This window comes from Pseudomonas sp. So3.2b, assembly GCF_019464415.1.
GTDB lineage: Bacteria > Pseudomonadota > Gammaproteobacteria > Pseudomonadales > Pseudomonadaceae > Aquipseudomonas > Aquipseudomonas shahriarae.
On record NZ_CP080494.1, the window covers coordinates 2,156,456 to 2,175,946 of the forward strand.

31 protein-coding genes and 1 pseudogene are annotated in these 19,491 nt (G+C 60.2%); 20 read left to right on the forward strand and 12 right to left on the reverse strand.

All coding sequences use genetic code 11. From position 1 onward, the window contains the following. Positions 1 to 35 precede the first annotated feature (35 nt). From K1X80_RS09840 to K1X80_RS09895, 12 genes and pseudogenes are all read right to left on the reverse strand, one after another. The gene (locus K1X80_RS09840) at positions 36 to 647 is read right to left on the reverse strand and encodes a 3'-5' exonuclease (RefSeq protein ID WP_220172833.1); all 612 of its coding nucleotides are present in this window, start codon (positions 645 to 647) and stop codon (positions 36 to 38) included. A gap of 409 nt (positions 648 to 1,056) precedes the next feature. Then, a pseudogene (locus K1X80_RS28125) lies at positions 1,057 to 1,239 on the reverse strand (DNA translocase FtsK); the annotation flags it as partial. A gap of 546 nt (positions 1,240 to 1,785) precedes the next feature. Beyond that, positions 1,786 to 1,986: a hypothetical protein gene (locus K1X80_RS09850; protein WP_120732035.1), complete on the reverse strand. Its 201-nt coding sequence runs from the start codon at positions 1,984 to 1,986 to the stop codon at positions 1,786 to 1,788. A gap of 2 nt (positions 1,987 to 1,988) precedes the next feature. Then, a complete protein-coding gene (locus K1X80_RS09855; protein ID WP_220172835.1) occupies positions 1,989 to 3,635 on the reverse strand; it encodes a YqaJ viral recombinase family protein in 1,647 nt (548 codons plus the stop codon). Continuing rightward, positions 3,622 to 4,524 (reverse strand): RecT family recombinase, encoded by a 903-nt coding sequence (locus tag K1X80_RS09860; protein WP_220172836.1) that lies wholly within the window; start codon positions 4,522 to 4,524, stop codon positions 3,622 to 3,624. Before K1X80_RS09860 ends, K1X80_RS09855 begins: the two co-directional genes overlap by 14 nt. A gap of 57 nt (positions 4,525 to 4,581) precedes the next feature. Further along, positions 4,582 to 4,812, reverse strand: a complete 231-nt coding sequence (locus K1X80_RS09865) for a hypothetical protein (RefSeq protein ID WP_258571549.1) — start codon at positions 4,810 to 4,812, stop codon at positions 4,582 to 4,584. Positions 4,813 to 4,937: 125 nt separating this feature from the next. Then, entirely contained in the window at positions 4,938 to 5,231 is a 294-nt protein-coding gene (locus K1X80_RS09870) for a hypothetical protein (protein ID WP_220172837.1), read from the reverse strand. Continuing rightward, entirely contained in the window at positions 5,228 to 5,365 is a 138-nt protein-coding gene (locus K1X80_RS09875) for a hypothetical protein (RefSeq protein ID WP_220172838.1), read from the reverse strand. Before K1X80_RS09875 ends, K1X80_RS09870 begins: the two co-directional genes overlap by 4 nt. Next, the gene (locus tag K1X80_RS09880) at positions 5,362 to 5,583 is read right to left on the reverse strand and encodes a hypothetical protein (RefSeq protein WP_220172839.1); all 222 of its coding nucleotides are present in this window, start codon (positions 5,581 to 5,583) and stop codon (positions 5,362 to 5,364) included. The genes K1X80_RS09875 and K1X80_RS09880 overlap by 4 nt, the downstream gene beginning before the upstream one ends. Further along, positions 5,580 to 5,852 carry a hypothetical protein gene (locus K1X80_RS09885; RefSeq protein WP_220172840.1) on the reverse strand — a complete coding sequence of 91 codons (273 nt, stop codon included), beginning with the start codon at positions 5,850 to 5,852 and terminating at the stop codon, positions 5,580 to 5,582. The genes K1X80_RS09880 and K1X80_RS09885 overlap by 4 nt, the downstream gene beginning before the upstream one ends. Before the next feature lie 65 nt (positions 5,853 to 5,917). Continuing rightward, on the reverse strand, positions 5,918 to 6,085 hold the full coding sequence (locus tag K1X80_RS09890) for a hypothetical protein (protein WP_164486338.1): 168 nt from the start codon (positions 6,083 to 6,085) through the stop codon (positions 5,918 to 5,920). A gap of 319 nt (positions 6,086 to 6,404) precedes the next feature. Continuing rightward, positions 6,405 to 7,058: an XRE family transcriptional regulator gene (locus tag K1X80_RS09895; RefSeq protein WP_220172841.1), complete on the reverse strand. Its 654-nt coding sequence runs from the start codon at positions 7,056 to 7,058 to the stop codon at positions 6,405 to 6,407. Between the two features lie 115 nt (positions 7,059 to 7,173). Between K1X80_RS09895 and K1X80_RS09900 the strand changes: the two genes are divergently transcribed. The 20 genes from K1X80_RS09900 to K1X80_RS09995 all read left to right on the forward strand — a co-directional run bounded on the left by K1X80_RS09900 (position 7,174) and on the right by K1X80_RS09995 (position 19,469). Then, the gene (locus K1X80_RS09900) at positions 7,174 to 7,410 is read left to right on the forward strand and encodes a helix-turn-helix transcriptional regulator (RefSeq protein ID WP_220172842.1); all 237 of its coding nucleotides are present in this window, start codon (positions 7,174 to 7,176) and stop codon (positions 7,408 to 7,410) included. Positions 7,411 to 7,412: 2 nt separating this feature from the next. Next, positions 7,413 to 7,721: a CII family transcriptional regulator gene (locus K1X80_RS09905; protein ID WP_172312210.1), complete on the forward strand. Its 309-nt coding sequence runs from the start codon at positions 7,413 to 7,415 to the stop codon at positions 7,719 to 7,721. A 2-nt stretch (positions 7,722 to 7,723) separates the two neighbouring features. Continuing rightward, complete coding sequence (locus K1X80_RS09910; protein ID WP_220172843.1) at positions 7,724 to 8,497, forward strand: DnaT-like ssDNA-binding domain-containing protein; 774 nt, start codon at positions 7,724 to 7,726, stop codon at positions 8,495 to 8,497. Next, positions 8,424 to 9,143: a replication protein P gene (locus K1X80_RS09915; RefSeq protein WP_220172844.1), complete on the forward strand. Its 720-nt coding sequence runs from the start codon at positions 8,424 to 8,426 to the stop codon at positions 9,141 to 9,143. Before K1X80_RS09910 ends, K1X80_RS09915 begins: the two co-directional genes overlap by 74 nt. After that, positions 9,136 to 9,540, forward strand: a complete 405-nt coding sequence (locus K1X80_RS09920; protein ID WP_220172845.1) for a hypothetical protein — start codon at positions 9,136 to 9,138, stop codon at positions 9,538 to 9,540. The genes K1X80_RS09915 and K1X80_RS09920 overlap by 8 nt, the downstream gene beginning before the upstream one ends. Next, positions 9,533 to 9,967 carry a RusA family crossover junction endodeoxyribonuclease gene (locus tag K1X80_RS09925; RefSeq protein WP_044271460.1) on the forward strand — a complete coding sequence of 145 codons (435 nt, stop codon included), beginning with the start codon at positions 9,533 to 9,535 and terminating at the stop codon, positions 9,965 to 9,967. Before K1X80_RS09920 ends, K1X80_RS09925 begins: the two co-directional genes overlap by 8 nt. Before the next feature lie 40 nt (positions 9,968 to 10,007). Then, entirely contained in the window at positions 10,008 to 10,889 is an 882-nt protein-coding gene (locus K1X80_RS09930) for a hypothetical protein (protein ID WP_220172846.1), read from the forward strand. A gap of 148 nt (positions 10,890 to 11,037) precedes the next feature. Then, positions 11,038 to 11,340, forward strand: coding sequence for a holin (locus K1X80_RS09935; RefSeq protein ID WP_258571550.1), 303 nt, complete (start codon positions 11,038 to 11,040; stop codon positions 11,338 to 11,340). Next, positions 11,337 to 11,852 (forward strand): glycoside hydrolase family protein, encoded by a 516-nt coding sequence (locus K1X80_RS09940; RefSeq protein ID WP_220172847.1) that lies wholly within the window; start codon positions 11,337 to 11,339, stop codon positions 11,850 to 11,852. Before K1X80_RS09935 ends, K1X80_RS09940 begins: the two co-directional genes overlap by 4 nt. A 26-nt stretch (positions 11,853 to 11,878) precedes the next feature. After that, positions 11,879 to 12,064 carry a hypothetical protein gene (locus K1X80_RS09945; protein ID WP_220172848.1) on the forward strand — a complete coding sequence of 62 codons (186 nt, stop codon included), beginning with the start codon at positions 11,879 to 11,881 and terminating at the stop codon, positions 12,062 to 12,064. 11 nt (positions 12,065 to 12,075) lie between these two features. Beyond that, positions 12,076 to 12,543, forward strand: a complete 468-nt coding sequence (locus K1X80_RS09950; RefSeq protein WP_220172849.1) for a lysis protein — start codon at positions 12,076 to 12,078, stop codon at positions 12,541 to 12,543. Between the two features lie 3 nt (positions 12,544 to 12,546). Continuing rightward, a complete protein-coding gene (locus K1X80_RS09955; RefSeq protein WP_220172850.1) occupies positions 12,547 to 13,083 on the forward strand; it encodes a terminase small subunit in 537 nt (178 codons plus the stop codon). After that, complete coding sequence (locus tag K1X80_RS09960; RefSeq protein ID WP_220172851.1) at positions 13,061 to 14,572, forward strand: terminase; 1,512 nt, start codon at positions 13,061 to 13,063, stop codon at positions 14,570 to 14,572. The genes K1X80_RS09955 and K1X80_RS09960 overlap by 23 nt, the downstream gene beginning before the upstream one ends. A 1-nt stretch (position 14,573) precedes the next feature. Further along, complete coding sequence (locus tag K1X80_RS09965) at positions 14,574 to 14,924, forward strand: hypothetical protein (protein ID WP_220172852.1); 351 nt, start codon at positions 14,574 to 14,576, stop codon at positions 14,922 to 14,924. Between the two features lies 1 nt (position 14,925). After that, the gene (locus K1X80_RS09970) at positions 14,926 to 16,620 is read left to right on the forward strand and encodes a portal protein (protein ID WP_220172853.1); all 1,695 of its coding nucleotides are present in this window, start codon (positions 14,926 to 14,928) and stop codon (positions 16,618 to 16,620) included. Continuing rightward, a complete protein-coding gene (locus tag K1X80_RS09975) occupies positions 16,620 to 16,922 on the forward strand; it encodes a hypothetical protein (protein ID WP_220172854.1) in 303 nt (100 codons plus the stop codon). The genes K1X80_RS09970 and K1X80_RS09975 overlap by 1 nt, the downstream gene beginning before the upstream one ends. After that, entirely contained in the window at positions 16,919 to 17,650 is a 732-nt protein-coding gene (locus K1X80_RS09980; RefSeq protein ID WP_220172855.1) for a hypothetical protein, read from the forward strand. The genes K1X80_RS09975 and K1X80_RS09980 overlap by 4 nt, the downstream gene beginning before the upstream one ends. Before the next feature lie 29 nt (positions 17,651 to 17,679). Beyond that, the gene (locus K1X80_RS09985; protein WP_220172856.1) at positions 17,680 to 18,675 is read left to right on the forward strand and encodes a major capsid protein; all 996 of its coding nucleotides are present in this window, start codon (positions 17,680 to 17,682) and stop codon (positions 18,673 to 18,675) included. A gap of 37 nt (positions 18,676 to 18,712) precedes the next feature. Beyond that, positions 18,713 to 19,105: a Bbp16 family capsid cement protein gene (locus tag K1X80_RS09990; RefSeq protein WP_220172857.1), complete on the forward strand. Its 393-nt coding sequence runs from the start codon at positions 18,713 to 18,715 to the stop codon at positions 19,103 to 19,105. After that, positions 19,098 to 19,469, forward strand: coding sequence for a hypothetical protein (locus K1X80_RS09995; protein ID WP_220172858.1), 372 nt, complete (start codon positions 19,098 to 19,100; stop codon positions 19,467 to 19,469). The genes K1X80_RS09990 and K1X80_RS09995 overlap by 8 nt, the downstream gene beginning before the upstream one ends. Positions 19,470 to 19,491: the final 22 nt, after the last annotated feature.

Here is a 19,491-nt window from a genome sequence, read left to right on the forward strand (position 1 = left end):
TGCGCCAGCGGACGCTGGCGCAAGGTGTGGCGGGGTCAAGCCACCTGAGCAGGCGGGTTCATGGCGAAGTAGATGCGGGCGCAGGCTTCGGTGTCGGGCCGCGCGCGGTGGCCACCGACCAGTTCTTCACCGGTGAAGTGCAACAGGGCCTCGGCAACCGAAGGCTGTTTGAACTGCCGTCCACGGCCGGCGGCGATCATGCGTTCGGTCGGCGGGCATTTGACGATGTTGGTTGCCGCCTGGCAGGTGCAGTACTTCGGCCCGGCCTTGAATTCGTCGGCTGTGGCGTCGTCCATGAAGCGCTTCAACCCGATGCGCAAGATGCGGTCATCGAACGAGACGTTGTGAGCAACGCGCAGGCCGGCCTGGGCCATGATGCTCATGAAGCCGGCGACCGCTTCGGCTTCGGGGATGCCCTGTTCCAGGGCCATTTCGGTGGTGATGCCGTGAATCGCTGCAACGTCGTCTGGGATCACCCAGCCATCGGGCTTCACCATTGCTTCGAACGAGTCCACCAGCACGCCGTCAGGCGTGTAGAGCAGAGCGCAGATATCGACGATGTGCGGTTGGTCGGCGTGTTCGCTGGGCGACTTGAACAGTGGAAGGCCGGTGGTTTCGGTATCGAAGAAGCAAATCAACTCGGACATAGGTTTTCTCCAGGCGAAAAGAAGGCGCCCGTAGGCGCCTGGGGTTGAGCGGGGAGTGGGGTTAGGTCACGTCGGCCAGGGTGGCAACGACCTTGTAGCTGTGATCCATGGCGGTTTCGCCTTCGGCTTCCAGCTTGATCACATCGTTATCGAGCAGGCGAATCAGCAGGGATGCAGCCTTGTCGCTATCAATCGCCAGTCGGCTCTGAATCCAATGGGCCTTGAACGCCTTGCTGTTGGACTTGAGCACGATCAGCTGGGCCGCGTCGTCGTAGTCGAACTCGCCAAACTCTTTGTCCAGATCGGCGCCGGTGCTTGCAGCGCCACCCGTGCGCTCGGCAAGTTCAGCGGCGGTGCCCAGCGGGTGCTGGCCGTCCGGCTCGTCTGGTCCGGTTGGCGTTGTAAGCACCGGCCGCAGCACCTCGCGCGCGCCGTTGGAGTTCATCGCAGAAACAATACCGGTCTGCTCCATGCCTTCAAGCATCCGCGCAGCACGGTTGTAACCGATCTTCAATTTGCGCTGAATCGCCGAAATGCTTGGGCGGCGGGACTCGATGACGAACACCACGGCATCGCTGTACAGCGGATCCTGACCTTCTGGAACGGTGTCGTCATAGCTTGCGAGCTCGTCCGCGCTGGCGCCGCCACTGGCTAACAGGCTGCCGGTCAGGTCGCTGACGTGCAGCGCCAAGTCCTTCTGGTCGCGGTCCGGTTGGATGAAGTCGAGGCCCTCGTCATAGTCAGTCGGGGCCAGCACCAAAAGGCACATCTTTCCGGGAACCTTGGCCAGGGCCGTAGCATCCGGCGCGTTGACGTCAATGCTGGCGGTGATGGTGATCGCCTTTTTCTTGAACTTTGCGTCCACTACTTCGACTTCGATGGTTTCGACGTTGCGCGAACTGATGATGGCGATAGCGTTGAGCGTGGCCTCGGTTGCGGCCTTAGTCATACGGTCGATAACTTCCTGTTGCTGGCCCTCGTTCAGCTTGCCGTAGGGCGAATGCAGGTTCTTCAACTCAAACAGCCCGGCGTTGACCAGGTCATGCACCAGCAGTTCGTGGGCCAGATAGGACGGCTCAACGCCCGCCAGCTTGGCGCGTTCGATAATGTCGCGGTGTTCAGTCTTCATAGTTGACCCTCAGTGCTTGGCGATGCGCTCAAGCTTCGATTGTTGAGCGGGGCTCAGATTGGTGTGGGCGCCGTAACGCTTGAAGCTGGCGCGGATGTTCTCGACAAACTCCAGTTCCCAGGCGCCGCTGGCATGCATTTCGGCGGCGACCAGGATGGAAGCGAACTCCTCGACACTGTCGTAAATGTCGAGGATGGACTGAGCAGCCATGATCAGGCTGCGGCCAGGTTGGCCTGTACTGCCTGGATGTGGTTGACCAGGGCGGTACAGATGCGCGGGAAGTCGCTTTCGCGGTACAGCGTTGCACCACGCTCGCGGGCGGCCGCTTCGAAGCCCAGCGAACTCATGAAGCTGGCCGACACGACGAAGCCGAGGCGGTCGCTCAGGTCTCCCAGTTTGAAGAGGCGGCCATCGTCGGCGGGCTGTTGAACTGCTGCAGCCGTCTTGATCGGCGTGGCGGCGACCGGCGCCAGCTCTTCCGCGACTTTCACAGGCTGCTCAACAACCGGTTCCGCTGCCTGCTTTTGCTGCTGCTGGGCTGCGAGCTGCTGCGCCTTTTCATCTTCCTGGCGCTTGAGCTCTTCCTGCTGCTGGTTGTACTCGTTGATCCGGACCTTGATCAGCGCCACCAGGTCATCGTTGGCCTTAAGGGCCAGGTCCTGGAAGTCCTGGAACAGGAACTTGTGGTCAGCTGCAAGCTCGTTAAGGCTGGCTTGGTTGACTCGGATACCGTCGGCAATCCGACTGGCATCGATCTTGGCGCGGGCCAGTTCGGCATCTGCCGCTTCACGCAGGCTTGAAATCGACTTCTTGCCCTTGATGGCGCCTGCAAAGTCGGAAGCCACACGCGGCATGCGGATACGGCCACCCAGCGTGGCGTTGATCTGGTCGATGTGATCCTGCAGGGCCTTGGCCGCATCCATGACGATATCGCTGCGGATCATGTCCTTGCGCGCCTTGACCAGCTTTTCCAGTTCCAGGCGCTTGCGCCGGGTCTCGGCCGCGATGTCATCAATCGCCTTGAACAGCACGTCGATGCTCTCGGTTTGGCTCAGGGCGTGTTCTTTGGCTGCCTTGAGCTTGTCCTCGACTTCGCCGCACCACTTGACCGTGGCGTCAGCGTCGGCGAAGTCCTGGTCAGTTTTCAGCTCGGTGCTGATGTTGCTGATAACGGTCAGGGCGTGCGACTTGAAGGCGTCCAGGTTGCTGGCGGTGACCATGCCCGTAACGTCGATGCGCAGCGCGGGCAACTGATCAGGGGCGGCGCCGATTGCCTCGACCTTGGTTTCCTGCGGGACGAATTCGCCCAAGTCTTGTTCGAACTGAGCCCATCCGGCGATCAGCTCTTCACGGCGCCCAGGAACAGGCGTGTATTCCATGCTGACGTACTTGTTGCGGGTTCCGTCGGAACAGACGAAAAGCACGCGTTCGGCGCCGCTGACCAGCAATTGCTGCTCAAGCTGCCAGTAGTAGTGCGGATCCAGCTCGCCGGCGCGGATCTGCGCGACCAGCTTCTCGTTCCAAAGCTTGTGCTCAAACAGGACGTCACCCAGCATCGTGGCGCCGTCCATCGAGGCCAGCAGGTTGCCGCTGGTGCCGACGATTGGGTACAGCTCTTCGCCGATATCTTCCTCGGCCAACGGGCGCGCCATTTCCTCGGTGGCGTGGCCGCGGTCGAACGCGGCCTGTTGTTGCGGGGTGACGTCCGGAACGATGCCGGTTTTTTTCATCGCCAGCAGATCGTTGCGGGTCTGGAACTTCGAAGCGCCCATCATCGCGGGCGCCTCCGAAGCGGTGAAGTGGCTTGCGCGAAGGGCCAGCCATTCCGGCGTGCCCTGTTGGACGTTATGCACTTTCATTGGTGGCTTCTCCTTCGATTGGGGCCAGGGCGCGAATGCGCTCTTCCTGCTCCGGGGTGAGGGTGTATTTGCTGACGATTTTGGAAATGATGTGGTCGGGGTTGGTCCCACCGGACGCAATCAGTCCGCGCCACTTTTCCGCGCTTTCATCCAGCTTGCTGTCGGGGTAGGCCTGCAGCACCTTGGGCTCTTCGGTCTTGTGTGACGGGTTGAGGTCGCGCATTGGTTGCCTGGTTTCCTCCAGCTCATCCGGGCTGTAAACGCCCATGATCACGTCCGGACAGAAGAGGCGAGACCAGCGTTTGGTTGCCAGGTAGGCAAGCTGCTGGCGGGGATCGTCAGCCCACAAGGTGCTATTCCTAGTTCGAGCCTGTGCTAGCAACAGCTCAAGCATGCGCGGCTCGTCCTCGCCACGGAAGGTGGCCCAGACCCTGACGCCGAGACCTTCTTCGTCGGTCATCTTCCAGCCGGGAACGCGGTATTCCCCCTTTTCGCCATTCTTGATGGTGAATTTGCCGATCACCTTTTCCCAGTCGCCGTACCACTCGTAGTGCAGGCGGTCCAAGGTCGGCGCGCGGTTGGTTATGACCGCGTTCACGAGCTGGGCCTCGTAGCCGAGAACACCGTTTACAAGGTGCGTTTTCTGGGCCACTGCAAAGGGGTTCATTTCCCACTGCATCGATTGCATGACCACGGCCAGGCAGTCGGCTGGGTTTCCGTTGAAATGCTTTGGCAGTGTTGCGCGGCCGGTTGCCATGATGTCAGCCAGGCGCATCATCTTGTCGAGGCTGTCACCGTCCAGCACCAATGCGCTGGTGCTGGTAGACGCGTGCGGGAGGACGTTCAGGTTTTGTTCGTGCGCCACCGGCGCCAAGCTTTGTTTGGACACAAGAGTTTCCTTTCCGCGACGTGCGCAGAATTGAAGTAGTTAAAGGGGGGGAAGGCTTTAGATGGTGCGGGCGGCGCGGTATTCGGCTTCGGTAGCAATCGAAACAAGGCGCTTGTCGGCCTCATTCTTGGGGTGCTCGTAGAACTTCACCTGCGAAGCGTGGAATTTCTCCCGGTCGTACACGCGGTGACAGTTGATGACCGGGGCATGCTTGCCGGTCGGATCAGTGAGGCGCAGGTACAGGTCGCGACCCAACATTTTGTTGTTCACTTCTGGTTTCGTGGACATGGTGTTTACCTATTGAGTGATCAGGCCGCCGATAGCGGGCCCCAGTAGAACGATGGTGAGGAAGGTCAGGCCAACGATGGCCGAGGTCCAGCGGATGGCGCGCCGCCGGTCACGCTGGCGGGTGGTCATGGCGTTAGCTCGCGAAGTCGTTGATTTGTTTTCAGTTCGCGTAGTTCGATACTGGCCAGCTCCGCTTTCAATGTGGCCTTGCGAATCTCCAGCCACTCTTGAACGTGGAGTAGAAGCTGTTTTTCGTCGCTCCAAAGGTAGTCCGCGTGGAGTGTTCCCCGGCGGCTGGTGACGAACATTGTTGTGTTGCCCCACTGCTCTTTGGACACGATGTTTACAGGTGTGGCTTTCCGCTTTGGGGTGAGTCGCCAGGCTGTGAATGGCGGAACTGAGTCTTCGCTGATACTCATGACACCCTCGCAATCAGCATGCCGCGCGGTGTGTGTTCCATGCGGACGGGTTTAGGTAGGTCAGCGACCAGAAAAAAGCCCTGAGCGATCAGGGCTTTGATGACGGCGGTACGGTTGGTGGCAAGGATCGTCATGCGGCCTTCTCCAGCAGTTCCAGGTAGCGGACCATTTCGGCGGCGCGGATGCGCTTCACAAACTTGTCACGCTCTTGAGTAGTGATGACCGACAGTTCCTCGGCCAGGAAAGCGGCCATACAGGCACGCTCGGCAACGTTGATTGGCATCAATGACGTTGGGATCTGGGTTATTTCCGTCTCGATGCGGTGTGTTGCGATTTCATGAGGTGTTTTCATGCTGCCCACCGTTGCCGGCGCTTGCGGGCGTCAATCTCAAACCAAAGCTCCCTCTCAATCATCGGGACGTAATCCTTGCTCTCGGCAATCACGGCCAATTCCATCTGGCACACGTCCATCGGTACGCCGTCGGCGTCGTACATGGTCCCGGACAACACGTTGAACGTCAGTTCACGGCTGCCATTCGCTATCCCGGCTGGAGGAATGTCCTCGCAATACGTCACCTCCACCTGGAGGACAAACCCCTCAACAACTATTTCGTGTTCCATGGTCGCCTCCAGGGCGGTGATTACATCCGTCTGCCCACTCGGTGGAATGGGCAGAGGTGATGCGCTCAATAGCCAGCCCAGGCGCGCAGGGCCTGGAAGTCGTAAAACCTTTTGGGCTCTGTCCACACCGGGTCATCACTGCGCACGTCAACACCGAGATTGCCATCGGCATCCATGCACCCCATCAAGGCCCAGTCGTGTTGCAGCGCCCATTCAAGCTGTTGCTGTGTCATGTCTGTTGCTCCGGTTGTTTTCCCAATGCACCCGTCGCCAGGTGCATCAGTGAAAATTTCCGTTGTCTTGCACGCCGACGTACCGAGGTCTATACGGCGCATCAGGGTGGGAGTCGCCCACGCCCGATGCGTCAAAGCCTTTCCCGGTCGACGCTTTGTTGCGGCTGGTTGTTAAAGAGCGGCTATGAATCTGCGCTAATCGCAGAACATGGCTTGCATTATGCGCAGAATTAATTCTGCGTCAAGCGCAGATTCTGAAAATCAGCCACAAAAAAGCCCGCACAGTGGCGGGCTCAGATGAGAGGTGAGGCGGGGAGGGTTACAGGCCGGTCATTTTGGTGTCGATCACGCGGCCAATCACTTTGCAGTTGCCTTCAATCTGGATCGTTCGATAGCTGGAGTTCAGGGGGCGCAGGTAGCGCAGGCCGGCGTCCTCTATGTACTGCTTGAACGTGCTTTCGCCAGTCTCCAGCTTCACGACGTAATACTTGCCGCTGATCAAATCAGACTCCGGCCGCACCAGGATGCGCGAACCCTCTGGAAAGCTGGGGTTTCCGGCGCAGGTCATCGAGTCGCCTTTTACATCCAGCCAAAACCCGTTATCGCCCGCGTTCTCAGTCGAGGGGAGCCATGTCTCTGCATCACCGGGGTGGAAGTTGTCGCACGATTCCGCCCACTCGCCAGCAATAACCCAGCTAACCAAAGGATATTCCTTAGGGCCCCGACTTGGTTGCAGGGCCATCTGCACGTTCGACATTCCGCTGTCTTGGGGTGATTCCGTTCCCTGGCCTGCCTGGGCCAGCTTAATACCAAGTACATCCATGATGCGCTTGAGCTTTTCAGGCGTTGTGCCTTGTTGCCCTCGTTCCAGGCGTGACAGGTTGCCCGTGTCCGAATCGACCTGGTTGGCGAGTTGCTCGAGGGAAAGCTTCTTGGCTTTCCGGGCGGTTCTGATGATTTGTCCAATATCCATAACGCTGATTTTCCGGGGTTGCTGCGTTGAGCGCAAAGCGGTAGGCGCAGAATTTGTTTGCTTTAAATCTGCGCTAATCGCAGAATCACTCCTGAAATCCATTCAGGGCACAGCCATGACTCCCTTAAAACGTGCACGAACCGCCAGGAAATGGACGCTCGCCGATGTTTCGGCACGTCTCTCCAAGCTCGGCGACACCATCGATTCCGGCAACCTGTCCCGCGTTGAACGCGGCGTTCAGCGGGCCTCGACCACTCTGGCCGAGAACCTGAGCCGCGTGTTTGACGGTGAAATCACCGAGATACACATCCTCTATCCGGAGCGCTTCAAAGGCGCTTCTGAGGCGGCATAGCCATGTCGACGAGCCCATTGAACCAAGAGCAGACCGCAAGGGCCCGCAGGAACTACGTGGTTCTCATGCAGGCGCTTGCATCCGTCGGCAATGCACCCGTGGCGCTTGCAGTAGGCGTCGATGAAGCAACGATCAGTCGGATGAAACCGGAGAAGTTTGAGCAGTTCTGCCAAATCCTGGCGGTGCTCGACCTGAAAGTTGTGCCTAAGGCAATGCAGTGCTTCGACAAGCGCGACATTGAGACCCTTCTGCACCAGGCCAAGCGGTACATGGATCTGATCCAGAACGTTGACCAGCTGCAGGAGGAATAGCTGTGGACTGGCTCAGGCTCTGGCACGACATGCCCAACGATCCCAAGTGGCGGACGATTGCCCGTGTTTCCGCGCAACCCATTGCCTTGGTCCAGGCGATGTATGTGCACCTGCTTGTCGATGCGTCACGAAATGTCACGCGTGGTCACGTGACAGTCACGAAAGAGGACATAGCGTCCGCTTTGGACGTGACAGACGATCAAGTAGAGGCTGTTTTTTTTGCCATGCAGGGTCGCGTTATTGACGGTGACAAACTGACTGGATGGGAAGGGCGCCAGCCTAAGCGAGAAGACGCCGGGAACCCAGAAACAGGGGCTAAGTCGGCAGCGCAACGCAAAAGGGATCAGCGTGAGCGGGAGAGAAATGGCAAGGCAGAAAAGCCCAAAAATGATGCGTCACGTTCTGTCACGGGAAGTCACGACAGATTAGAGAAGATTAGAGAAGATCAAGAACACACACATACCGCGCAGACTAAATTCTCGCTGCACGACGCTTGGGAACCCGACCCCCAGACGTTCACCGCCGTCCTGTTCCGCAATGGCATGGCAAACCAAACCTTCGAAGCCGACCAGCTTCTTGAATTCCGCTCCTACTGGATCAGCCGACCCGACGACCTGAAAACCCAGGCCCAGTGGGAGCACGCGCTCGCCCAGCAACTGAAACGCCAAGCCCGCACCCAGCAAGCCAACGGGGGAATACCCAATGAAACCGGTAGACGAACTGCTCAAAGCCGCACGCGTAACGCTCACGACATCCTCACCGACCCCGACTGGTGAGCTGGCGGCTGAGAACGTCACCCCGTTGGACCAGGAAGCACGCAGCGCCGTGCGCCGTGTATTCACCACGCTGAAAATCTCGTTCCCAGCCTGGTACGAAAAACACTACGGCGACAAGCGCGCCGAGACGCTCGCCCGCCGCGTGTGGATGCTCGCCATCCAGGAACTGGGCGACGACGCCGTAGACCGTGGCCTGCAACGCATGGTGCTGGAGTGCAAATTCCCGCCATCGCCCAGCGACTTCATGGACCTGTGCAAGCGCGTTGACGATCTGCCGTCAGAAGCCCAGGCATGGGACGAAGCCCTGCGCGGAACCTACAGCCACAAGGCCGTCAAGATCGCTGCCGAAGCCACCAGCACGTTTGATTTGAGAGCCGGCATGCACCAGGACAAGGCCCTGCGCCAGCGCTTCGAACGCAACTACGCCATCGTCATGCGACGTGCACAGACCGGCCAGAACCTGGAAGGGCGAATCGCCAAAGGCTTGGGCCACGACAGCATGCGGCCGCGTGAGCAGATCCAGTTGGAGCACTCCCGCAAGGTTGCTGACGAGCTGGTCGCCATCCTCGAAATTCCAAAAGACCCCCAATCTTGCCGCGCGCTGCTGCTGGCAAAGCTCGGCATTCGGAGAGACGAACATGTGTGATGTGCAAATTTGCCAGTGCCAGCAATGCGCTTTTCGCCAGCGGATCGACGCCGAAGGTCGGGCCATGATGATCGAGAACAAGGCGCTGCCCGAAGACTCGCAAATGCGCGCCATTCGTTCGCTCCGTGGCGACTGCGCGGACCTGATGGCAGAGCGTGACCGGCTCAAGGCAGAAAGCGAGGCGTTGTACGGCCTTGCAACATCGGCTCAGAAGTCCGCCGAGAGGATGAGCGCCGCGCTGCGCAATCTGCTGAATCAGGCATATCGGTTTGGTTGGGATTCCAGCGGGCAGGGCTGGAACGGTGAACATCCAGGCGATGCCCATGATCGGCAGGACTGGATTCAGGAACGTGACCGGGAAATTTCAGAGCTACTGGGCGAGGTTCACCATGGATAACCTCAAACCCGTGTCGTTTGTGGTCCCAACCGAGCCCCAGGGCAAGGGAAGGGCGCGCATCGGCAAGATTGGCAACTTCGCCCGCATGTACACCCCGGAAAAGACCGTGGCCTACGAAGGTCTGATCGCGCTCGCCGCCCAGGACGTGATGCAAGGCCGCGCCCTGATCGAAGGCCCGGTGATGATTGAGCTGCGCATTGTCCACTCGATCCCTCAATCCAAGTCGAAAAAATGGAAGGCCCAGGCACTGGCAGGCGAAATCCCATGCACGAAAAAGCCAGATGCCGACAACGTCCTCAAGGCCGTCTGTGACGCTCTTAACGGCGTTGTGTTCAAGGATGACGTGCAGGTTACGGATGGATCGTTTAGACGGCGCTGGGGAGCTATCCCGGGCGTACACGTACGAATTGTGCCGCTGTGCCTGTGATTGACCAGCAATACGCGAAAATACGCAATGAGGGGGATTTATGAGACTGATCAGCGCACGGCAAGCATGGCGGGAAGCGCTTCACGAAAGCCGCGACTCTGTGCTGGCAGCAGCCCAAGAGCGTATCAAGCTGGGCAAGCGTGGCAGGGTGATCGGTGAAACCATCCCCTCGATGCGTGACAGCAACGGCCGGTGCGCGCATATGCTCGCTGCCGGCCTTGTGCAATCCGCCATTGGGACGCTGCCAAAGCCGCTGCAGCACTTCGGGCACGCGCTGTACTCGCCTATCGCCAATGGCCAGGACATCAACGTTGCACACGCCCTGGTGTGGTTGACCGTGGACCTGGGCGAATGCACAGCCAAGCGCAAGGAAGTGGCCTACTGGATGGCCTTGGCTGCGATCAAGAGCCACCAGGCCGCCGTCAATGGGCGCGAAGCCTGGGGCCCGGGTCGTGTTGCCGAGTTTGTTCTCGACTGGTACGGGACGAAGGTGAGCGCGCAGAACTGGGCCAGGGACTGGGCAGGCATCTGGTCAGCCATTGCCAGCACCGTCGACACCCTGGACGCGAAAGCGTTGAAGCCAGTGGCGGCGGTCATCGTGAAAATGGCTGAGCGCCGTGTATTCGGCACCAGCAGGTGGGATCTGTACGACCGTGAACACGTCGCGGACCTTCGGGCCGAGGCCTACGCCGCTCGCCGGGGCACTGCCCGCGAAGCCTTGCACGCACGCCTTAACGCCATGGGCACCGAGCAGCTGCGCCGGTGGTTCCGCCGCATGAACGCCTACGGTGCTGCATATCGCCGTGAGTGGGGCAGCGACACGCAGGAGAACCCAGGCCGCCACCTGGTGTACAACGACCGGATCAGCGAGTACTGGATCCAGCGCCAGCGCGTGGGAGACGTGACAAAAAGGGTCGCTTGACCAAATGAGGAGTGTTTTGGTACTGTTTTCCCACGTTGCAAAGTTACGTCCAGACCCCAGAAACCCGCCAAGTGCGGGTTTTTTGTTGGCTGGAAATCATCCCTGAGCCCTGGCATTTGCCGGGGCTTTTTCGTTTCTGGAGGCCCTCATGGCAGCCCCAGGCAGGAGTTCGAACAACATGGCCAACCCGACACCGGAAGGGATCGTAGAGGTGGTGGGAGCGTCAATTGCCAACAAGGGCATGGCGGTCGGTGCCGTAACTGGTGCTGTTGGCTGGCTGTCCCAGGTCAACTGGATCGGTATTGCTGGTGTGGTTGTGGCGGTGGTGGGCTTGCTTGTCAGCACCTACTTCCAGATCCGCCGTGATCGCCGGGAGGCAGCCGAGAGCGCCGCACGCACGGCCGAGAGCGCAGCCCGTGTCAAAGCCTTGCAGGGCAAGTGCGAGATATGAACGCCCAGTTACGCCAGCGCATCGCGGTCAGCATGCTGAGCCTGAGCGCCGCCGGCTTCGCCACCTGGCAGGCGAGCGAGGGTTACACGCCTGTCGCTGTCATCCCCACCAAGGGCGACGTGCCAACCATCGGCCACGGCTCTACCCGATACGAAGACGGCTCGTCAGTCCGCATGGGTGACACCATCACCCCGGCCCGCGCCGAAGTCCTGGCCCGCAACCTGAACAGCCAGGCGGAAAAGCAGTTCGCTGCATCACTCCCAGGCGTGAAGCTGTACCAGGCCGAGTTCGATGAGTACATGGACTTCGTGGGCCAGTACGGCATTGGCACCTGGCGCAAGGGCTCGCCCCGCAAGAGCCTGCTGGCCGGCAACTACGTCCAGGCCTGCAATGACCTACTCAAGTATCGCTATGCCGCTGGCTTCGACTGCTCGATACCGGGCAACAAGCGGTGCTGGGGCGTGTGGGCTCGTCAGCTTGAGCGCCATGCCAAGTGCATGGCTGCGCAATGAATCACCCAACCCGAGAGGCTGCACCGATGCCCCCAATCATGAAGTACTTCGAATACGCCCACCTGCCACCGCACTTGCAGGAAGTGAGCAAGCCTATTGGTGACCTCGCTCGCCAGATGAATGATCAACTGCCAGATGGTCCGGAGAAGTCTGCCGGCCTGCGCAAGCTGCTTGAAGCCAAGGATTGCTTGGTTCGCGCCAAGCTGGCCTGAGGAATCCCGCCATGACCCGCTACCTGATCGCCGCACTCGTTGGCTGTCTGTTGGTGATTTATGGCGGATGGAGCCACATCCAGGGACAGGCCAAGGATCTGGCCGTTGCGAAGGATCGCAATTCCACCCTTGAGCGTGCTGCAGCGTCACGGCGCAACACCCAGCGCCTGCTGGCCCAGCTCGACACCGAACACACAAAGGCCCTGACCGATGCGCAGACCAATATCAACCAGCTTCGTGCTGCTGTCGCTACTGGCGCTCGCCGGCTGTCCGTCAAGGCCACCTGTCCCGTTGTGCGAACCGCCACCACCGCCACCCGCGTGGATGATGCAGAAGCGCGAGCCGAACTTGACCCAGCGGCTGCTGAACGAATTGTCGCCATCCCAGCCGATGGTGACGAAGCCATCGTCGCCTTGACCGGACTGCAGGACTACATCAACACCGTCTGCCTGGGCGGTACCAATCAAAAGGGGCAGTGACCTATGGCCGTCCTTACCCCGAAGCAACAGGCATTTGTCCTTGAGTTCCTGGTTGACCTGAACGCCAGCCAGGCGGCAATCAGGGCTGGGTATGCGCGCAAGGGCGTGAACGCTGCGTCGTACTCCCTCATGCAGCGCCCGCACATCGCAGCCGCAATCAAGGCAGCCATGGAGGCACGCAATCAGCGGACCAAGGTCGATGCCGACTACGTGCTGCACCGGCTCACTGAAATTGATCAGATGGACCTGTTGGACATTCTCGACGACGACATGTCGATCAAGCCGCTCTCCAAGTGGCCCAAGGTCTGGCGCCAGTCGCTGTCGGCGTTCGATATCGCCGAAATGTTCGATGGCGTCGGCAAGGAACGCGACCTGGTCGGCCTGATGAAAAAGATCAAGTGGCCGGACAAGGTCAAGAACCTGGAGTTGCTGGGCAAGCACGTCAACGTCAACGCCTTCCGGGATCAGGTGGCGGTAAACGTCACCCACACCCTTTCCGAGCGGATGGCTAAAGCCCGTGAACGCGCCAGCAGAGGTTGACCAGGAACAACAGCTGGTCGAGGACATTCTTTCATTCTCGCAAGAACCGCTTGGTTACGTCTGGTACGCGTTCCCGTGGGGCGAGCCCGGCACCGAGCTGGCGAACAAGCACGGGCCCAGGCCCTGGCAGATTGAAGTCCTCGACTCAATCGGCAAGAAGCTACGCGCCGGCGCCAAGGATCTGGGCGAGGTTATCCACGAAGCCACGGCCAGCGGCCACGGCATCGGCAAGTCTGCCCTGGTGTCCTGGCTCATTAAGTGGTGTGTCGACACCTGCGTCGATGCGCGCGGCGTTGTCACTGCGAACACCGAAACCCAGCTCAGGACCAAGACCTGGCCCGAGGTGGCGAAGTGGAACCGGCTTTCCATCACGTCGCATTGGTTCCGTATCACGGCCACGGCGCTGATCAGCACCGATCCTGAACACGAAAAGAACTGGCGTGTGGATGCGGTGCCATGGTCGGAAAGCAACACCGAGGCATTCGCCGGCCTGCACAACGAGGGCAAGCGCCTGCTCCTGGTGTTCGACGAGGCGTCAGCCATCGCCGACCTGGTGTGGGAGGTGGCCGAGGGTGCGCTGACCGACGAGAACACCGAAATCATTTGGGCTGCCTTCGGTAACCCAACCAAGACCACCGGCCGGTTCCGGGCGTGTTTCACCCGGTACAAGCACCGCTGGGCGCACCGCCAGGTTGATAGCCGGACGGTCGAAGGCACCAACAAAACGCAAATCGCCAAGTGGCAGGCGGACTACGGCGAGGACAGCGACTTCTTCCGTATCCGTGTACGCGGCATGTTCCCGAGGGCTTCTGAATTGCAACTGATCCCGACTGATTGGGTGGCGGAAGCCATGAAGCGCGAGGCCGTGTATGGCATGGACGATGCCCTGGTCTGCGGCATCGACATTGCCCGGGGCGGTATCGACAACAACGTCATCCGGTTCCGGCGCGGCCTTGATGCTCGATCGATACCGGCGATCAGGATCCCAGGCAGCGAAACCCGCGACACCACGCTGTTCATCGCCAAGGTTTGCACCGTGGTGCATGAAAAGCGCCCTGACGCGGTGTTCGTTGACTCGACAGGCGTTGGCGGCCCAGTTGCCGACCAGTTGCGCCGGCTCATGCCGGGCGTGGTGATCATCGACGTGAACTTCGCCAGCGCGGCGCCCGACCGGCACTACGCCAACATGCGCACATACATGTGGTGGCAGATGCGCGAAGCCATCCGCGCGGGCCTGGCCATCGAGAAGAACGCCGAGCTTGAGGCTGAACTGACTTCGCCCGAGTACTCCCACAACGGCAGCGACCAGATCGCGCTGGAAAAGAAGGACGCCATCAAGAAGCGCCTGGGCATATCCCCTGACGACGGTGACGCCCTGGCCCTCACCTTCACCATGCCAGTGATGAAAAGCCAGTTCAGCAGCTACAGCGGGGCCGGAGACAGCAACAACGGCCTTGAATCCGACTACGACCCTTACGCGAGAAACTGACATGTGCGGAAAGAGCATCAAGAAATTGGTCAACAAGGTGGTTGCGCTAGACCCCCTGCGTGGCGGCGACGTACTCCTTGAAGGCATGGGCCTGCCGAACATGTTTGGCGAGAACACCGGCATGTTCAACAAGGCAGAGCGCGAGAAGGCCGCAGCTGAAGCGGCGTCTGGCTCTGGCACGTCGGCCAACCCAGCAGCCCCGACCACCTCCAGCGACTCAGTACAGGCCGCTGTTGAGGCTGAGCGTAAGCGCCGCCTGGCCCAGTCTGGCCAAAACGGCACCATCTTGACCGGCTCGTCTGGCGTGCTTGGCAATGCCAACACCAGCCAGAAAACGCTGTTGGGGGTGTAACTTGGCCGACTCCCTGCGCGAACGCTGCGAGAAGCGCTACACCGCTCTCAAGGGCGAGCGCGACAGCAACTGGCTGCCTGAGTGGAAGGAACTGGGCGACTTCATCAGCCCGCGCTCTGGCCGCTGGAACAATACCGACACCAACGACGGCAAGCGCCGCGATCAGAAGATCATCAACCCGCAGGCCACGTTTGCGGCCCGCACGCTGGGCGCCGGCATGCACACCGGCATGACCAACCCGTCGTCGCCCTGGGTGAAGTTCGGCACGCCTGACCCTGGCCTTATGAATTACGCCCCGGTCAAGGCCTGGCTGTTTGCTGCTGAAACTGCCATGCGCGAAGTCATGGCCAGGTCGAACCTGTACAGCGTGCTGCCCAACCGCTACAGCGAAGAGGGCATATTCGGCACCGCGCCCATGGTGGTGATGCCTGATGACAGCGACTTGCTGCGTTCCTACCCGCTGGCCGTGGGCAGCTACATGCTGGCCAACAACAGCCGCAACCAGGTGGACACGCTTTACCGCGACTTCCGCATGACCGCGCGCCAGATGGAACAGCAGTTCGGCAAGGACAAGATGGACACCGCGTCCAGGAACCTGTTGAGCAGCAAGCCAGATGCCTGGGTTGACATCTGCCACGGCATCGAGCCAAACGACACCCGCGAGAAGGGCCGCAAGGACAACACCAACATGCCGTTCCGCTCTGTGTACTGGGAGAAGGGCGGTGACAAGGATTCGATGCTGCGTGAATCCGGGTTCAAGGTATTCCCGGTCATGGCGCCGCGCTGGGACGTGCTGGGCGAGGACGTGTATGGCACTGGCCCGGGCTCAATGTGCATTGGCACCACCAAGGCCATTCAGTTGATGGAGCGTCGCAAGGCCGAACTGTTGGAGAAGGGCGTTCGCCCGCCAATGGGGGCGCCGGTCAGCCTCAAGAATCAACGCGCCTCGATCCTGCCGGGCAGCATCACCTACCTCAACGATATGCAGGTAGGTGCCAAGTTCGCCCCGCTTTACGAGGTTCAGCCGGCCTGGCTTGGCCAACTGCGTGGCGAGATTGAAGCTGACAGCTCGATCATCGACACCGCGTTCTTTGTCGACCTGTTCCTCATGATCAGCCAGATGGACAGCGTGCGCACCGCGTACGAAATTGCTACCCGCAAGGAGGAAAAGTTGCTGATGCTGGGCCCGGTGCTCGAGCGTCAGACCGACGATCTGCTTGATCCGCTGGTGGACATGTACTTCAACCAGATGCTGGAACAGTCCATTCCGCGCTGGACCGGCATGCTGCCTGGTGCGCCATTGCTGCCGCCGCCGCCGAAAGAGCTGGCCAATATGGACTTGCGCATTGAGTTCACCAGCATCCTGGCCCAGGCCCAGAAGGCTATCGGTGTCTCCAGCATTGAGCGCGCTATTGGGTTCGCCGGCACCGTGGCCAACGTAACCCAAAGCACTGAGGCACTGGACCTGCTCGACTCCGACGAAGCCATGCGCCAGTACTTTGAACTGATCGGCGTGCCTCCGACCCTGGTGCGGGCTGACGACATGGTGGCGCAGATCCGCGAGCAGCGTTCCCAGCAGATGCAAGCCCAGCAGATGCAACAGGAACTCGGCAGCGCCATCCAGGGCGCCCAGTTGTTGAGCCAGACCGACACCGGCGGGGATAACGCCCTGACCGCGCTTGCGGGGGCTATGTGATGGACGACCAGCCAAAGCAGAAGCCAACAGCCCAACAACTGCAGGATATCGCCGACTTCAAGTGGCTGATGAGCGATCACCGCGGGCGCCGCTTTCTGTGGAAAACCATGGGGGAGTGCAGGCTGTTTCAGTCCTCGATTGGTCCCACGGATGCAGTCACGAATTACAACGAAGGCCAACGCAATGTTGGCCTTCTTCTTTTGAGCCAGGTGAACGACCTGACCCCCGAGCTTTACGCCGTCATGGCTGCCGAGAACGTTGAGCAGCCTGCTGACGATCAACCCCAGGAGACAGATGAATGAGCCCTTTGATGATGAAGCTGCTTGGCCGCGTGTACATGAGCGAGGTTGATGCGGGCGGTGGCGGTGGTGGCGCAGATGCTCCCGCTCCCGCAGCTGATGCCCCAGCCCCAGCGGCTGAGGGCTCTGTATTGACCCCGCCCGCTCCCGCAGACGCACCGGCGCCGGACGCAACCAAAACTCCGGACCAGATCCAGCAGGAAGCTGACGCAGCCAAGGACAAGGACAAGGAAGACGGCAAGGACGCTGACGACAAGGACAAACCTGCCGGCGCCCCAGAGGCCTACGAGGACTTCACCCTGCCCGAAGGCATGGAAATGGACGTCGAGGTGCTGGGTGCATTCAAGAACCTGGCCAAGGAACTGAACATTCCGCAGGCCAAGGCCCAGCAGTTGATCGACTTCCAAACCCAACTGGCGACCAAGCAGGCCGAGGAATACCAGGCCGCTGTAGCCAAGCAGTCCCAGGAATGGGCCGCATCCATCAAGAACGACCCTGAAATTGGCGGCGAGAACTACGAAAAGAGCGTAGCCAGCGCCATCAAGGTCATTCAGTCCTTCGGCGACCCGGCATTGACCGAGCTGCTGAATCAATCCGGGCTGGGCAACCACCCGGCGCTGTTCAAGTTCTGCCACCGCATCAGCGCGGCTATCTCGGAAGACAAGTTCGTCTTGCCTGGCAGCCAGGCCAATGCACCCAAAGAAATGACCATTGTTGACGCCTTCAGCTAAGGCATTCATAAACCGTAGGAGATACACAGATGGGCATCCTTACCTCCACCATGCCGACCCTGATCGATAAGTTCAGCAGGGAAGACAGCACGAAAAAGGTCATGAAGATCGTTGAGCTGATGGCCAAGCGTAACGACATTCTTCAAGACGCCGAGTACCAGGAGTGCAACGACGGCTCCAAGCACAAGACCACCATGCGCTCGGGCATCCCTGAGCCGACCTGGCGCATGTTCAACCAGGGCATTCAGCCAAGCAAATCAACCACCGTGCCAGTGCTGGATACCACCGGCATGATGGAAGACTACGGCCTGGTCGATAAGGCGCTGGCTGATCTCAGTGGCAATGCCGACGCTTTCCGCACCTCCGAAAACATGGCCAAGTTACAGGGCTTCAACAACAAGGCCGCCCGCTACATGATCTACGGCAACACCCAGGCAGAGCCTCAGGCGTTCCTGGGCCTGGCACCGCGCTACAACGATAAGTCGGCAGAGTCGGGCGCCAACATCGTCGATGCCGGCGGCACTGGCTCCACCAACACCTCCATCTGGTTTGTGACCTGGGGCGAGATGTCTACCCACCTGCTGTATCCGAAAGGCAGCGTGGCGGGCTTCCAGCACAAGTTCCTGGGCCAGCGAACCGCCCGCGCCGAAAACGGTGGTGATTTCGAGGCGTACCGCGATCACTTCAAATGGGATATCGGTATGTCCGTTCGTGACTGGCGTGCAAACGCTCGTATCGCGAACATCGATGTAACCCAGCTGACCCGCGATGGCGCGACCGGCGCGAACATCATCGATCTGATGATTGATGCTCTGTATCGCATCGACAACCCGGAGCAGGGCGAGGGGCGGACCATCATCTATGCCAACCGCACGATCCAGTCGTGGTTGCACAAACAGGCGATGAACTCCAAAAACGTCAACCTCACCCTGGGCGAGTACGGCGGCAAGAAGATCCCAGAGTTCCTGGGCATCCCAATCAAGCGCATCGACGCCATCCTCAACACCGAAGCCCGCGTGGTCTAACGACCGCGTGGCTTTCCCCTATTCAGGAGAGACCATCATGCTTTTCGACGTAAAGCTGCTCATGTCGAACGCCCAGGCAATCACTGCCTCCGCAGCTTCGACCGACGTTATCGACCGTGGCGACAACAAGGACGTAGGCCGCGCCGGTGACATTCCCCTGGTAATTCAGGTCGTTGAAGCGTTCAACACCCTGACCAGCCTCACCATCGAGCTACAGACCGATGACAACTCTGGGTTCAGCACACCTCGGTCGCTGTATTCGGTTGTGGTCCCGCTGGCCGACCTGAAGCTGGGCTACCAGACCCCGGTGATCACACTGCCGCAGAAGACTGAACGTTTCCTGCGCCTCAACTACACCGTGACCGGCACCGCCCCAACACTGGGCAAGGTAACCGCTGGCATCGTTGCCGGAGTGCAGACCAATGCCTAAGCGCTATGAAGTGCTGGAGCGGTCGTTTATCAACGGCCGGCTCTATGAGCCAGGTGAAACCGTGGTGCTGGAAATCGACAGTCCGGGCAGCAACCTGAAGATCGCGGGCGCGGCGAAGGCTGCGCAGGCCCCCGCCGGAAATCCCAACACTGACGGCCCTGAGTACTCCAGCAAACACAACGGTGGCGGGCGTTTCATCATCGTCAACAAGGCCGGTGAGCGAGTTGGCGAGTTCACTGGTGCTCGGGAGGACGCGGAAGCGGAATCCGCTCGCCTGAACGCTGGCGGTGAAATTACGGCCCCCGCCGGAAATCCCAACACTGACGGCGACAACACCAGCGGCAACGGACTGCCTGACGCCTGACCACCAGCAATAAACCCTCAGG